Source organism: Streptomyces sp. NPDC002838, from assembly GCF_040295365.1.
Classification (GTDB): domain Bacteria; phylum Actinomycetota; class Actinomycetes; order Streptomycetales; family Streptomycetaceae; genus Streptomyces.
The window spans coordinates 1-13,970 of record NZ_JBEOVF010000107.1; the positions used below are offsets into that span (position 1 = coordinate 1).

Annotated in this window: 12 protein-coding genes and 1 pseudogene; 6 read left to right on the forward strand and 7 right to left on the reverse strand. The window is 69.1% G+C overall.

Annotated elements, in window-relative coordinates; all coding sequences use genetic code 11:
• Window positions 1–9 precede the first annotated feature (9 nt).
• A protein-coding gene (locus tag ABT063_RS50870; RefSeq protein ID WP_502991044.1) for an IS5 family transposase occupies window positions 10–758 on the forward strand; the annotation gives its coding sequence in 2 pieces (ribosomal slippage) (window positions 10–307 and window positions 307–758; 750 coding nt in all).
• Window positions 759–1,801: 1,043 nt separating this feature from the next.
• Here ABT063_RS50870 and ABT063_RS50875 read toward each other — a convergent pair.
• Complete coding sequence (locus tag ABT063_RS50875) at window positions 1,802–2,137, reverse strand: winged helix-turn-helix transcriptional regulator (RefSeq protein WP_351068979.1); 336 nt, start codon at window positions 2,135–2,137, stop codon at window positions 1,802–1,804.
• Between the two features lie 63 nt (window positions 2,138–2,200).
• Between ABT063_RS50875 and ABT063_RS50880 the strand changes: the two genes are divergently transcribed.
• Window positions 2,201–3,043, forward strand: a complete 843-nt coding sequence (locus tag ABT063_RS50880) for an SDR family oxidoreductase (protein ID WP_351068982.1) — start codon at window positions 2,201–2,203, stop codon at window positions 3,041–3,043.
• 256 nt (window positions 3,044–3,299) lie between these two features.
• Here the strand turns inward: ABT063_RS50880 and ABT063_RS50885 are convergent, their stop codons facing one another.
• Together ABT063_RS50885 and ABT063_RS50890 are read right to left on the reverse strand one after the other, a co-directional pair.
• Window positions 3,300–3,938: a LysE family translocator gene (locus ABT063_RS50885; RefSeq protein WP_351068985.1), complete on the reverse strand. Its 639-nt coding sequence runs from the start codon at window positions 3,936–3,938 to the stop codon at window positions 3,300–3,302.
• The gene (locus tag ABT063_RS50890; RefSeq protein ID WP_351068987.1) at window positions 3,926–4,141 is read right to left on the reverse strand and encodes a hypothetical protein; all 216 of its coding nucleotides are present in this window, start codon (window positions 4,139–4,141) and stop codon (window positions 3,926–3,928) included. The genes ABT063_RS50885 and ABT063_RS50890 overlap by 13 nt, the downstream gene beginning before the upstream one ends.
• A gap of 25 nt (window positions 4,142–4,166) precedes the next feature.
• On the opposite strand from ABT063_RS50890, the gene ABT063_RS50895 reads away from it, so the two are divergent.
• A complete protein-coding gene (locus ABT063_RS50895; RefSeq protein WP_351068988.1) occupies window positions 4,167–4,691 on the forward strand; it encodes a CGNR zinc finger domain-containing protein in 525 nt (174 codons plus the stop codon).
• A gap of 35 nt (window positions 4,692–4,726) precedes the next feature.
• Here the strand turns inward: ABT063_RS50895 and ABT063_RS50900 are convergent, their stop codons facing one another.
• Entirely contained in the window at window positions 4,727–6,190 is a 1,464-nt protein-coding gene (locus ABT063_RS50900) for a polysaccharide deacetylase family protein (protein WP_351068991.1), read from the reverse strand.
• A gap of 440 nt (window positions 6,191–6,630) precedes the next feature.
• Entirely contained in the window at window positions 6,631–7,137 is a 507-nt protein-coding gene (locus tag ABT063_RS50905; RefSeq protein ID WP_351068994.1) for a MarR family winged helix-turn-helix transcriptional regulator, read from the reverse strand.
• Window positions 7,138–7,214: 77 nt separating this feature from the next.
• Between ABT063_RS50905 and ABT063_RS50910 the strand changes: the two genes are divergently transcribed.
• The 3 genes and pseudogenes from ABT063_RS50910 to ABT063_RS50920 all read left to right on the forward strand — a co-directional run bounded on the left by ABT063_RS50910 (window position 7,215) and on the right by ABT063_RS50920 (window position 10,713).
• A complete protein-coding gene (locus tag ABT063_RS50910; RefSeq protein WP_351068996.1) occupies window positions 7,215–8,426 on the forward strand; it encodes a multidrug effflux MFS transporter in 1,212 nt (403 codons plus the stop codon).
• A 1,162-nt stretch (window positions 8,427–9,588) separates the two neighbouring features.
• Window positions 9,589–9,978, forward strand: a pseudogene (locus ABT063_RS50915) (electron transfer flavoprotein subunit alpha/FixB family protein); the annotation flags it as partial.
• Between the two features lie 42 nt (window positions 9,979–10,020).
• Window positions 10,021–10,713, forward strand: a complete 693-nt coding sequence (locus tag ABT063_RS50920) for an adenylate kinase (RefSeq protein ID WP_351068999.1) — start codon at window positions 10,021–10,023, stop codon at window positions 10,711–10,713.
• 132 nt (window positions 10,714–10,845) lie between these two features.
• Here the strand turns inward: ABT063_RS50920 and ABT063_RS50925 are convergent, their stop codons facing one another.
• Together ABT063_RS50925 and ABT063_RS50930 are read right to left on the reverse strand one after the other, a co-directional pair.
• Window positions 10,846–11,418 carry a carbonic anhydrase gene (locus ABT063_RS50925; RefSeq protein ID WP_351069002.1) on the reverse strand — a complete coding sequence of 191 codons (573 nt, stop codon included), beginning with the start codon at window positions 11,416–11,418 and terminating at the stop codon, window positions 10,846–10,848.
• Window positions 11,419–12,889: 1,471 nt separating this feature from the next.
• On the reverse strand, window positions 12,890–13,970 hold a 1,081-nt coding region (locus ABT063_RS50930), incomplete at its 5' end, for an RICIN domain-containing protein (RefSeq protein ID WP_351069005.1).

The window sequence follows — 13,970 nt, forward strand, 5'->3', positions numbered from 1 at the left end:
GTCCAGCAGTTGGCGGTGGCAGTAGCCCTCGGGCCGTCCGCCCCGCCCCTGAAGCCAGGCCGGCACCGGCAACAACGGCCGGATGGCCGCCCACTAGCCACGACGGGCTGCACTTGGCGGCAGTTGCCGCCGGTCTTCGGTCCGTCGGGGCCGACCGCGCACCGGCGCTTCACCGAGTGGACCGCCGCCCGGGTCTGGGCCAAGCTGCACCGCGTCATCCTCGACGAGCTGGGTTCGCGCGGCGACCTGGACTGGTCGCGTTGCGCGATCGACTCGGTGAACATGCGGGCCCTGAAAGGGGGGACCTGACAGGTCCGAATCCTGTAGACCGGGGCAAGAAGGGCTCGAAGATCCACTTGATCACCGAGCGGACCGGTTTACCCCTCTCCATCGGCATCTCTGGCCCTAACCTGCACGACAGCCAGGCACTCGAGCCGCTCGTGCGCGGCATCCCGCCGATCCGATCCCGCCGCGGCCCACGCAGACGACGGCCCGCCAAGCTGCACGCGGACAAGGGCTACGACTACGACCACCTGCGCCGATGGCTACGCAAGCGCGGCATCCGGCACCGCATCGCCCGCAAGGGCATCGAGTCCTCCACCCGGCTCGGCCGGCACCGCTGGACCATCGAGCGCACGATGTCCTGGCTGGCCGGCTGCCGCCGCCTGCACCGCCGCTACGAACGCAAGGCCGAACACTTCCTGGCCTTCACCGCCATCGCCTGCAGCCTCATCTGCTACCGCAGAATCGCCAAATGAGACGACGTCTTAGCCGCCCGCTCCGAGCTGACGGTCCCACCTGGCACAGGTTGTAGAGACCGTCCGTGGGCGTCCAGGCCAGTCCAAGACGAGCGCGTAATACCAGGTCAGGGCATTCTGATCCGGGGGAGTCGACGCAGTCGGTGATAGGCGTGTGAGAGCGGTGTGCGACGAGAGGCCCCGCGGGTGCGGCCCGGCGGGGCTTCTGAGTAGGTGGGTTTCAGTGTCCGCCGTGAGCTCCCTTGCACTCGAGTTCTCCTCTCTCGAGCACCCGAGTGCAAGGGAACTCTTCGCGGCCAACCAGGACGTAGCCATCGCTCCTGCAAAGTTCAATGCCTTTGGGGCGCCTGCGGCACTGCCTGATCCTATGAGGCTGCGCGGACCGCGGACCGCGGACCGCGTGCACGCGACCGCCCAGGCGCCGTTGGACCCGGCGGGGCTGTGGCCGACCGTGGTCCGCGGCGCAGCCTGGCCCAGGGCCGGTGCGGTGTGCTGGGCGCACGGAGGTCCCGAGCGCGGGCTGTTCATGGCCCGGTGAGCCTGCCAACATCTGTAAGTCCGGTGTACGCCGGCCCGTCCGCTTTTTCTGCCGCCTGCTGAGCCCGGGCGCCGACATCGACGGTTGGAACTTGCACTGTGGGCCCCACCGTAGAGGGAAGCGTTCGGGCACGGGTGCCGGTCCCGGAGGCAAACGACAGGACCTAGCATGAGACGTCCTGGTGAGCGGGGCTTTCGGAAGTACGCCGTCGTCGGGGCCTCCGTCCCAGGTGGCGCGGATGTGCGTAGGGCTGTGTCGGGTGCCTTGCACGTCATTCGTCGAGGGGCGGGTCTGCATTGCCGACGTCTATCACGCGAAGCGGCACTGGAACCGCAGGGCAGGCGCATCGAGAAGGTCCGCTTCGGCGCACGTGGGCTGGAAATGCTCCTTGTCGTGGGCCCGCATCCCAACTTGCGGACTCGGCGCTGAAGGCCGGCGCGCCCGTGGTTCCGGTTCCCGCAAGGCTGAGTCCCCTTCATCTGGCGATGCCCCTGCGGCTCGTGGGTCACACCGTGACATCGGGCTCGGGTTCGGGGACCGCCTGAGCCCAGGTGGCCATGGCCTCAAGGACGTCGCGCAGTCCCTCGCCGAGCGGGGTGAGGCGGTACTCGACGCGTGGGGGGATCTCCGCGTAGGTGGTGCGGGTGACGATGCCGTGGGCCTCGAACTGGCGCAGTCGGCTGGTCAGGGTGTGTGGGCTGATGCCGGGCAGGGCCTCGCGCAGTGCGGTGAAGCGGTGGGGGCCCTTCAAGAGTTCGCGCACGATGAGGGTGGCCCAGGGGCCGTTGAGCAGCGTGAGGAACCGGGCGACACCGCACTCAGGAAGGCAGGGATTGGTCACTTTTCGAGAGTAGCCCATTAGTGCAGTTGATGTAACTGGTGCACCGTATGCACTAATGAATCCATGACCTACGTGATCCATGGCGCCACCGGCGCCCAAGGTGCCCCTGTCGTCTCCGCTCTCGCTGCGGCGGGAAGGTCCGTGACCGCTGTTACCCGCAACGCCGACGCCGTCGTGGGCGGCGCACGCGTGGTGGCCGCCGCCTACTCCTCGGCCGCTGATCTGACCGACGCCTACCGTGGTGCCGAAGGAGTGTTCGTCCACCTGCCGGTCACCGCAGAAGAAGACCGCCAGATCTTCGCGGGCAATATCCTCACTGCCGTCCGTGCGGCCCGGCCGGCCCGCGTCGTGTTCTCCACCAGCGGCTTCCCGATCGATGGCGCCATCGGCGGTGCCGCCGCGACGCTGGCTGCCGGCCTGGCCGACAGCGGAGTGTCCCATGCGGTGATCGCGCCCGAGCTGTACCTGGAGAACCTGCTCATGCCCTACGTCATGGACTCGGTCCGTGAGCGCGGTGTTCTGCCTTACCCGATCCGGGCCGACTTCCCCGTCTCCTGGGCGTCCCACCTCGACATCGCCGACGCCGCCGTCGCCCTGTTCGAGCGCCCGGACGTCACCGGTGTGGTCTCTGTCGGACAGTACCCGGCGATCACGGGGCCGGATCTGGCCGAGGCGTTCGGCGCCAGGCTGGGCCGGGGCGTGGTCTTCGAGCCGATCACTCCTGAGGAGTTCCGTACCTCGGTCGCGCCCCTGATCGGGGAGGCCGCGGCTGCCGATATCGCGGGGGCCTACCGGGCGATGAGTGCCATGCCTGGCCGCTCGATCGCACCGGAGACCTCCGCCCAGAAGCTGCTGGACGTCACCCCTCGGACCACGAGCCAGTGGCTGGCCGACGTCGGGCTGTGATCGTCCGGCCGCCTTCGTTCGCGGTGGGGCGGACCCCGCACTCGAGGCCAGGAGCCGGGCACCCGTGAGGTGCCCGGCGGCTGCGCCGTCCCGCCTCGGGCACAGCCTCCAGGTGACGCCATCTACGTGACCGCCCGATCAAACCGACAGCGGAAGGACTGCACGCCTTCGCCCCCGCTGTCTGTTTGAAGGTCGTGCTTGACCGGGGCTCTGATCGTTGGCCTGGGCGGGAAGCCAGGCATGGGGGCTGGGCATTTCAGAGCGGAACGATCGCCAGTCGGATGCCGAGCCCGATGAGTGCGGAACCCATGACCCCGTCGAGCACTGCCGAGAGTCCGGGGCTCGCGAGTCGGCGGCCCACCCGGGTCAGCAGATAACTCATTCCCGGATACCACGTCATGAGCACCGCGGTGTGAGCGGCGAGCAGGGTAGCGGCCGCCGGGACGATCGCATCGTCCGGTCCGATGAACTGAGGGAAGACGGTGGTGTAGAAGATCCCCACCTTGGGGTTGAGCAGGTCGCCGATCAGACCGCGGCGGAACCCGCCGAGCGCGGACAGCCCGGGGACGAGACCGTCGGGCGGCTGAACCGCTGGCCTGCGCCGGGCCGAGCGTAGGGCCTGCACGCCCAGCCAGATCAGGTATGCCGCGCCCGCGAGGCGGAGTGTGTCGTAGGCCACGCGCGAGGTCGCCAGCAGCGTGGCGAGCCCGAGGACGGAGCCTGCCGCCCAGAAGACTTTGCCGAGCGTCAAGCCGACCGTGGCGGCGACCGCGGCACGCTGACCGCCCTGTCGCGCGCAGCCGAGCACGACCGTGAGATTGGCACCCGGAGTCGCCGCCAGGACCAGGCACAGCGCGACGAAGGAGCCCAGCTGGGCCCAGCTCAGCCCTGGCACGCCGGCTCACCGCCACCGGCTGCCCGTCCGACCGCCACCGTCACCGGCTCTTGAGGTGACGGTCCGCGGGGCGGCGCAGGGCCGTCCTTGAGGACATCCCCGGCCAGCAGCACACGGGGGCGGCCGCAGGCGCAGCGCTGGTAGCGCACCCAGCCCAGGGAGGTCGAGTGCTTCGACAAGGTGAGGAAGAGGCATGAAGTCACGCCGTGAGCGTGATGCAATGAGTGAATGCATTTCAACGCTTACGGCGGCAACGCGGCCCTGCTGGCGGCCACCCTGGCCAACCTGGACGACCGGTGCGACACCGCGACGGTCGAGACGCTGCTGGCCGAGCACCGGGTGGCGCGCCCCCGTCTGACCGGCGAGCAGCTCCAGCAGCTGCTGGCCTGGCGCCCGCGCCTGTGGGAGGCGTTCGCGGCCCCCACCACGCCCGAGCAGGTCGATGCCGTCAACCGCCTGCTGACCGATGCGGCGGCCCGCCCCTACGTGTCCACCCACGACGGCCAGCCGCCCCACCTGCACTACGCCGACGAGAACGCCGACGTCGTCACGCGCGTGCGGGCCGTTACCGCGGCCGGGCTCGCCTTGGTCCTCACCGAGACCGATCCCTGCCGTCTCGGGCGGTGCTCGGCACCAGGCTGCCGCGCCGTCTTCGTCGACGTCTCCCGCAACGGCCGCCGCACCTACTGCTCACGCCTGTGCGCCACCCGGGTCCACGTGTCCGCGCATCGCGACCGCAAGCAGCAGCGGTAGGGCCGTCCACCTCACCGTGCCGTGCCCGCCGGCGCTCAGAGAGTCGCGCGCAGGTGGCTGACCGTGACGAAATGGTAGCCGCGCGCGGTGAGGGTGCGCAGGATCTCGGGAACGGCGGCGACCGAGGTGGGGTGGATGTCGTGGATCAGGACGACGTCGTTGGGTTCGGCCTGGGAGATGACAGTCTGGGCGACCTTGGCGGGGTCGTGGGACTTCCAGTCCAGGGTGTCCACGTCCCACAGGACGGGGGAGAGGCTGGTGGCCGCCCGGACCTTGCCGTCGATCGCGCCGTACGGCGGGCGGAACAGCGTGGGTTCCTTGCCCGTGGCGGCCTTGATCGCCGCGTTGGTGCGCTGCAGCTGGGAGCGGACCTGGGCGGGGGTGAGGTTGGTGAGGACCGGGTGGTTCCAGGAGTGGTTGGCTATCTCGTGGCCGGACTTCATCTCGGCGCGGACGATGTCGGGGTGGGTGGCGACGTTCTGGCCGACGACGAAGAAGGTGGCTCGCGCCTTGTACTGGGCGAGGTGCTTGAGCAGCGTTCCCGTCTCGGGGGCGGCGGGGCCGTCGTCGAAGGTCAGGGCGATGCACTTGGCCTTGGAGCAGTCCGTGGTGTCTTCCCCTGGGTCCGGCTGGGCGGCGACGGGCGGGGCGGGTGTGTGGGCGGCACCGAGGTCGAGCTTGTCGTCCGGGTTGGTGGTCTGCCGCTGGGCGCGGCTGCCGAAGTCGGACAGCCATGGGGTGACGGTCGCCCTGGGGAGGGTGACGGAGATGCGGCCGGCCGGGGGGAGGCCGACCGTGCCTCGGTCGAAGTCCACCTTGAGATCGCCGTCGGTGGTGAAGGCCATGTCGTCCAGGTAGGCGTCGCGGCTCTCCTGGTCGTCGAGGGCCTCGACGGTGTCGGGGGTGACCCCCTCCCGTTTCTCCAGGCGCTTCTTCAGGGCCGAGACGAAGGCGTCCCAGGAGCCGTCCGCGATGAAGCCGGGGGAGGGCCGGTACTTCTTGGCGGCACCGTCGTACCAGTACGCCCTGGTGGCCAGGCCGTCCGCGTTCGACGTACGGTCGACCGTCCCCAGCCGGACGCCCAGTACGTCGCCGGAGGCCACGAGGAACGAGAAGCTGACGTTCAGCTCGGGGCCCTCCGGGCCGTCTGTCCCGGCCGAGCCGCCGCAGCTCGGCGGGCCGCCGATGTCCGTGCCGAGGAAGACCGCGAGGCGTCCCTCCACGTCCTTCTTCATCGCGGTCGTCATCCTGTCGGCGCCGGGGACGTCCGGGTAGCTCGTGGCCCAGGGGCACGAGGGGTCGGTGCTGCTGTCGTTGACGATGTTGACGCCCTTGAGCTTGGTCAGATCGACTTGGCTGCCGGTGTCGTTCCCTCGTGTCCGGGACGGGCCGTCCGGGGACGGCGCGGAGTCCGCCGGTGTCGAGCCGGTGGAGCAGGCGGCCGTCAGGGCGAGCGAGCCGAGCAGGAGGAGGACAGGGGCGAGGGTGCGTCTGGGCATGCAGGAACCTGGGTGCGTGAGGAGCCGGGGGCGCGGGTCGGAGTGTGCGGCACGCGAGCTGTCACTGCGCTGCGGCGTCCCGCTGCGATTCCTTGCAGGGCAAGGGCCTTCTTTTCGCCGGGTCAAGCTATGTTTTCGGTCGATCTTCCGCAATCCCCGTAGCCCTCCGCCGGCCCGAATGTGACCACTCTCTCTCCGGCCGCGCTCTGCGCATGTGGCGGCAGGCTCCACGACTTGGGGAAGCGAAAGGAGCTGCACGAGGACGGCTCGAGCGGGCGGGCTGGCACCAGGAGGCGCTGATCGCCGTCGAGGCCGAGGTCGGGCGCCCGCTGCCGTGGCCCTGGCGCGGCAGGTGCCGGGGCCCACGAGCAGGAGGTCGGGTTGACCAGGGCCAGGGTGACGCGCGACTTCGACGCGTCGAGGCCCGCCGGCCGCTGGGGTCAGGCCCGTTGCCTCGCCACCCGCTGCTGAAGGGCCTTCTCCAGCAGGTTCAGCGCCTCCACCACCCGCTCGCGCTCCGCACCGAGGCTGTCGAGCAACTCGGCCTCCGTCGCCAGCTGCCGGGGGAACATCGTGTCGATCGCGTCGCATCCCGCCGGTGTGACGGTGACCAGTGCGGCGCGCCGGTCGGCAGGGCTCGGACGGCGTTCGACGAAGCCGCGCTTCTCCAGCTTGGCCAGCGTCTTGCTGACGGCGGCGCGGGAACATCGCAGGGTTTCGGCGAGCCGACGGGCGATCACCGGACTCTGGGCATGCCGGAGTTGTACGAGGGCGTCGAGCTCCGGTGCGGTCAGCGGGGCGCCCTCGTACAACGGCTCCAGGGCGGTGGTCAGCATGGCCTCGATGCGCTTGATGGGGCCCACGATGTCCATGGGGGAGGTGTCGAGATCAGGGCGCGCGGCGGTCCACATCGCGCGGAAGTCGACGGGAGCCGAGGGGGAAGTCATTGTTTCCGCCAATTGTTAACCAGTAGACAAACCATTTACTGTGTTGATCCATGGTAACCACCAGGAGTTCCGAATCGGTGTCCCAGGCCCCGACCCCCGCCGCGCCGCCCCGGCGGACCGGTGTGCTGATCGCGCTGCTCGGTGCGCTGACCGCGGTGGCCCCGCTTGCCACCGACATGTACGTTCCCGGCTTTCCGGAGATGGGCCGCACGCTGCGCGCGAGCGACTCGGCCGTGCAGCTGACCATGACCTCGTTCCTGGCCGGTCTGGTCATCGGCCAGCTGCTCATCGGCCCGCTGAGTGACCGCCTCGGCCGCCGCCGTCTCCTGATTCCCGGAACCGCGCTGTTCGCCGTGCTGTCCGTGGCCTGCGCCGCCGCGCCCACGGCCGAGGTGCTGACCGCCGCCCGCTTCCTTCAGGGTGTCGCCGGCGCCGCGGGCATGGTGCTGGCGAGGGCGGTGCTCACCGACCGGTTCCACGGCCCCGAACTGCCCCGTTACTTCTCCCTGCTGACGATGGTGCTGGGCGCCGCGCCCGTCGTGGCACCGGTGATCGGCGGGGCCGTTCTGTCGGCCGGAAGCTGGCGGGCCGTCTTCGTCGCACTCGCGCTCTTCGGGGCGCTGCTCTTCCTTGCCGTCCTACGCGGGGTTCCCGAGTCGCTCCTGCCGGAGCGGCGCCACCAGGGCGGCGTGACCGGCACCTTCCGCGCCATGGGCGGGCTGCTCGGCCACCGCGCCTTCCTGGGCTACGCGCTCACCCTGGGATTCGCCAGCGCCGCGCTCTTCGCGTGCATCGCCGGCTCCAGCTTCGTCTTCCAGGAGGTGTACGGCACCTCGGCCGGACTGTACAGCCTGATCTTCGCGACGAACGCCTGCGGCATGCTGCTCGCCGGTGCGGCCTTCGGCGTACTGGCGCGCCGCTTGAAGGTGGACACGCTGCTGACCGCCTCGGTCGTGATCGCCTCGGCCGCCGTACTGGTCCAGGTGCTCCTCCTCGTCACGGTCGGCGGCGGTCTGGCCGGCACCTGGGTCACCCTGTTCTTCGCCGTCTTCGGTATCGGTGGCATCTTCCCGGCCGCGATGAGTTCAGGGCAGTCGCTCGGACGAGAGGCGTCCGGTGCCGCGTCCGCCCTGCTCGGCGGGACGCAGTTCCTGTTCGGTGCACTCGCCTCACCGCTTGTCGGCGCGTTCGGCACCGCCAGCGCCCTGCCGATGGCGGCCACCATGCTGGGGGCCCTGCTCTGCGCCGCTCTGTGCCTGGCATTCCAGGTACGCCCGTGGCGGCGGTAGGAGCGGAACGCGTGCGTGATTCTGCTGTGTGAAGGGAAGCCGAGTTATCCGTCTTGTATAGCTCTGCCCTTGTATTTCCCATATGGACTATCATCGTGTGACGGCTCCGGTTGGTGAAGCCCCCGAAATACCCGGTCGTGGGCAGGCGGTGCGATGGCAGAGCGCGCAGAGCACGAGAACGTCAGCGCACCCGTGGCTCCGGGGGGAGTGCGACTGCGGCTGCTGGATGCGCAAGGGGACGATCTGCCCGAACCCGACGTGCTGCGGCTGGCGTTGCAGCAGGCGACGGCCGCCCTCGGAGCGCTCGGCGGCTTCGTGCACGTTCGCCGTAAGGTCGCCGGCTCCGACGAGCTCCGCCTGGTCACCGCCAGTGGGCTGCCCGACACCATCACACATGCCTGGGTGAGCCTTTCGGAGGGTGACGACCGGCCTCCGGCGCGTGCCCTGCACGATGCGGAGACTCACTGGACGGCAGGCGACCGGGCCGGTATCGGGGCCACCGGCATGATCGCCCTTCCGCTGCCGGGAGGTGACGGACCGCTGGGCGCGCTCTCGCTGTTCACGGCGGAGGGCGGCGAGCCGGACCCCGCTCAATGTTCCTTCCTGGACGCGGTGGGGTCCTGGGCCGCGCAGCGCGTCGGGCGGTTCTCCGGCAGCTCGCGCCCTCAGGAACCGGCCGCGGACGAGCGAGCCAGTCGAATTGCCACGGGCGTCGGCGATCCGGCGCAAGCGCCCCTGCTCTCGGCTGCGGAACGGATCGCGGTCGAGCGCACCGCCCGCATGGGGGATTTGACCTCCGCTCTGGCCGAAGCGCTCACGGCCAAGGACGTCGTACGGGCGACCGCCGACCACGTGCTGCCGCCGTTCGGGGCCGACGGGCTCGTCCTCGAGGCGATCGAGGGCCGACGACTGCGCGTCGTCGGGTCCGTCGGATACGCACAGGACTTCCTGGCCCGCCATCTCGACGGCATTTCCCTGGAATCGAACACGACGGTCGCCGACGTACTCCGCCGACGCGTCCCGCTCTTCGTGGAGTCCGAGCCCGCGTTCGTACGGCTCTATCCGGACCTCAGCTACATGACGTCTTCCTCGGGCAAGAACGCCTGGGTGTTCCTCCCTCTCGTCGCGTCAGGGCAGCCCATCGGCACTTGTGTCATCTCCGACGGGCCGTCCGGAGCTGACCGAGGCCGCGATCGTGGTCTCCGGTGGCCGTGGCGTCAACGGCGCGGAGAGCTTCGCGATCATCGAGGCCCTCGCCGACTCCCTCGGCGCGGCGGTCGGTGCCTCGCGTGCCGCGGTGGACGCCGGCTGGTACCCGCACACCAACCAGGTCGACCAGACCGGCAAGTCCGTCTCGCCGCAGCTGTACATCGCCAACGGCATCTCCGGCGCGATCCAGCACCGCGCAGGCATGCAGACCTCGAAGACGATCGTGGCGATCAACAAGGACGCCGAGGCCCCGATCTTCGACCTCGTCGACTACGGCGTCGTCGGCGACCTCTTCGACGTCGTCCCGCAGCTCACCGACGAGATCAGGGCCGCGCATGCCTGATCATGGCCAACTGCCGCACAGCCATGAAGGAGTTCTCCGCTGATGCGCGTCGTGCTGGTCGGGCTGCCCGGGGCAGGGAAGGGTATACAAGCCGCGTACCTGGCCAAGAACCTTTCCACTCCGCACATCTCCACGGGAGACCTGTTCCGGGAGAACATCCGTCAGGGTACGGAACTAGGCACGCAGGCGCAGGCGTACATGCGAGCCGGGCAGTTGGTACCAGACGAGATCACGATCGGCATGGCGAGATTGCGGATGAAACAGCCGGACGCCGTCGACGGCTTCCTGCTGGACGGCTGTCCACGCAATGTCTTCCAGGCCGAATCGCTCGACCAACTGCTGGAGGGCAACGGCAACTCGCTCGACGTGGTCCTGGAACTGGTTCTGCCGCAGGAGGAGGCCGTCACGCGCATCGCCGGCCGGCGGGTCTGCCGGGACGACAGCAGCCACGTCTTCCATGTGACGTACAACGCGCCGCATGAGCCCGGGCTGTGTGACGAGTGCGGCGGCGACCTGTACCAGCGACAGGACGACACCGAGGAAACGGTTCGCAAGCGGCTTGAGGTGTTCGACCGTGATACCTCGCCGATCACCGAGTACTACCGACTGCGGAGTCTCGTGGTCGGGATCTCCGCGCTGGGTTCGGTGGCGGAGGTCACGGAGCGCTCGATGGTGGCGCTGCGTGAGCGTGGTCTCCGAGCGGGCAGGGAAGACACACGTGATGGTGATCCGTGAGCTCGACGTCTCACTCGTGGATGTATTGCATATCCGGGAGCGCGGTGGTGAAGAAATTCCGGATCAACCGACTCCGCCGAACTTTCGACGTGGTGCGAATGCCCCGGCGGAGTCGGTCGAACGAACATCAGGTCACGCGGAAGGCGCTCCGGTGAGCACTTCCACACGACCGGAGTCGAGCGAGTAATAGGCGCTGACCACCGCCAGGGACCCCTTCTTCACGAGCGGGCCGAGATCCCTGTTGGACCGTAGGGCGGCAGAGGTCTGCTTGACGTGGATTCGGGTCATGGCATCCACCGGGTCGTCATGCTTTTCCTTGACGGTCTCCTTGTACGCCGGGCGCAGCGCGTCGGCGATCGACTGGAGGTTGCCGGGGAGCTTCTTTCCGTCGCGCATGGCCTCGTACGACGCCTTGACGGCGCCACAGCGCTGGTGGCCGAGGACGACGATCAGGGGAGTTCCGGAGGTCATGGGCCCATACTCGACGGAACCGGTGACCACCGAGTCGATGACCTGGCCGCCGGTGCGCATGACGAACAGATCGCCGAGTCCGGTGTCGAAGAGCAGCTCCGGCGGCACCCGGGAATCGATGCACGAGAGGATCACTCCGAAAGGATCCTGCTCCGCGGCCACGAACTCCCGCCGCCCGGGGTCCCGGTCTGGATGCTTGAGGTCGCCCTCCTGCCAGCGCTTGTTGCCGTCCATCAGCCGTGAGAATGCACCCCACGGGGAGGACGGGCGGGCCCCCGCAGCCGGCGGGGCGGCCGTTGCCGCTGCGTTTGCCGCCTTGCCTGTTTCCTTTGCCTCCGTCTTCGAGGAACAGCCGGAGAGGACGGCAGCGGTGACCGCCAACCCCCCGGTGAGAATGGTTCTGCGGAGTGGATGTCCAGCTATAGACATTGGTCGTTCTTTCTTTCACTCTCACGCCGGATTCCCCCGAGCGCATTGAGACACCTCGTTATATCAGGGGACAGGTGATGCGATGTAAAAGGCCGATGGGTAGCTTCGTGCTGAACTGATGGAAGGTGAGTGGAGAATGTGCGCTCCTTGTGGGGGCTGCGGTGAATAGGGGGATCTGTCCCGGTCGCGGGGTCGACAGTCCGTGAATCTTTCCGCGGTAATTCCACGTAGATGTGGTGTGTGTCACACTGCCTCATTGGTTACCTTGAGGTAACTGATTACGGACCGTGATTATGGGCGGCGCCCCCTGAACTGCCGCCCGGAGTCCGATCCCCCCGAGTGCCCGGGCGGCAGCAGAGCCCCGGCGGTCCTTGACACCGGCCGCCGGGGCCGCTTCCCGAGCCGGGATCGGGGGCCACGCCGCGGACGTCGCGGAGAGCTACAGGGCCAGGGGAGTGCTGCCGGACCGCTGGGCCCCTCTCGAATGATCCGACCAGCAGTTGCTGGGCGTTATCCCCGGACCGCGAGCCGTGGTTGACCGACGCCGGTCTGGCCAAGGGCGGAAGACGGTGACGCAGTTGGGTCCGGGCCATCGCCGCCCCCGTATCCCCTCCACAGAACCGCACCGCGCCGGTGCCCACCAGGCTGTCGTTTGTGCGGAGCCGGTACTCCGTCCCCGGTATCGGGGGCAGGCGGAGCGGCTCTATCGGCGGGCGTCTGCCGGTCGAAGGTCCGGCGCAGCACGGGGACTTGCTCATCGAACAGGGCGCAGGTTGCCAGGTCGGTCACCGGCTCCCACACGGTGACCTGCCGGTCCGGCGGACCCGCCGAGGCTGTCCCATTCGGCGGGACGAATGAGGGCGCGGCGGCCTCGCTGGAAAACGGACATGCTGTCTCGGCGGGTTGGCGGAGCGGGAGCCGCGTGACACGGGCCGGTCCGGTGTGGGTGGGGAGGTCAAGGCGAGGTCTTGTGCCATCCGGTGGCCGGAAGGTGCCAGTCGCCGCCGAGCATGTGCCCGGAGCCCACGGCTCCCTCGGTTTGCTGGACGGAAAGGTCGATGTGACACATGGTCAGGGGGGCGGTGGCAGGAGGGTTCGTCTCGCACGCAACTCCGTCGTCGTCCGTGGCCTGATGGTGTGGGGCTGGCCGGTGTGGTTGTAGGCGTCCGCGTGGGGCTCGTGGAGCACGGTCGCCTGGCTTCTGGTGGTTCCGAGCGGTGTTTTGTGGCCGTTCGCGTCCAGCAGGCCGTAGCGGAGGGGAGGGGCGGAGGGCAGGTCAGGACGGGATGATCCGCCATTGCTGCCACGTCTGTGACGCGTATGGCTGCTGTTCGATGTTGGCTCCGTCGGCGGTGCTTCCCTCGTCGACGCCGAGGCAAAGCCCGCTGTAGCGGTTGATGAGGAAGTAGTGTCCGTCACCGGTGGGCGTGACGGCCCAGTTCTGTTGGGGGGCGCTGGCGTCTGCCCAGATGCCGACGTTGCCGCCGTCCTCGCGGGAGAGGCCCGCGACCTCCAGAAGCTTGCCGCTGCCCGCACCCTTGATCGTGTAGTAGCCGTCGCCGGTGCTGGTGAAGGTCCACTTCTGGTTCGCCTGGTTGAGCCATGGCCACTGATGGACGTTGGTGCCGTTGGCGGTGCGCGCGCCCTCCACGTCGGTGATCTTGCCGCTGTGCCGGGCGACCAGCCGGTAGACGGTGCCGTCACCGGGGAGTGTGGTGGTCACCAGCGTGGGCTTGGCCGACCGGCCGCCGATCCTGACGCCGCTGATGTTGGCGTAGTCGCCGGTGGCCGCGTCGACCTGGATCCGTACGAAGCCCACGTTCCTATTGGGCCACTCGACCAGCTTGGTCTTGCGGTTGCCGGCCCAGGTGCCGGTGGCGACCTGGATGAAGGTGACACCGTCGGTGCTGGTCAGGATGGTGTACGAGGTGATGTCGCCGTCGGTCGCGTCGGTGCGGTTCCACTGCTTGGGCAGGTACTCCAGGGTGGAGACGTTGCTCCACACGCCGCCCAGGTCGATGGTGATGGACTGTGGCAGCGGCAGGCTCCAGGTCGACCAGCAGGTTTCGTAGCGGACGTCGCTGAGTCCGTCGATGGCGTGGAGCGGTCCCTCGCCAGTGTGGAAGCCGGTGGCGTACGCGCTGACCGGCGTGACGGGGTGCTCGGCGCGCAGTAGCTGGGCGGGGAGCGGCGGCCGGGAGGTGTTCGGGCTCCAGGCTGCGCCGACCTCGGCGAGCCGGTTGACGACGTTGGTGTCCAGCAGGCCGTTGCGGTTGGGCGGGCAGTTGAGGATGAAGGAGGTGTACTTCGGCTCCAGATCGGCGAGGTGGGAGAGGATCGCGGACCTGCTCATGAGG